The organism is Cellvibrio mixtus subsp. mixtus J3-8 (genome assembly GCF_000766945.1).
Lineage (GTDB): Bacteria > Pseudomonadota > Gammaproteobacteria > Pseudomonadales > Cellvibrionaceae > Cellvibrio > Cellvibrio mixtus_A.
Window position 1 is genome coordinate 5059 of sequence record NZ_KN266219.1, and the last position, 217, is coordinate 5275.

Sequence of the window (217 nt, forward strand, 5' to 3'; positions counted from 1 at the left end):
AGATTGCGATCCGGGCACTTTCTTAGAGAGAAAATACTATGACCTTTGTTGCTCCCAATACGCCTGTTCCTGATACCGAAACAGATGAAACGATAGACAATCATGCATTTTTTCCAAATATTTCATTGATGACATTTCGCACCAGCATGCGCGTGGATTCAGTGACCACCAAAGAGCGTGCAATTCACGCTTTGTACCGCGCCATGCTCGAAGTTAA

The 217-nt window shown here is 44.2% G+C and carries 1 protein-coding gene; it reads left to right on the top strand.

Translation table 11 applies throughout. The features are described 5' to 3' along the window. Positions 1-38: 38 nt before the first annotated feature. Positions 39-217, top strand: a 179-nt coding sequence (locus A596_RS23925; RefSeq protein ID WP_160280212.1) for a head completion/stabilization protein, incomplete at its 3' end; no start/stop codon positions are given.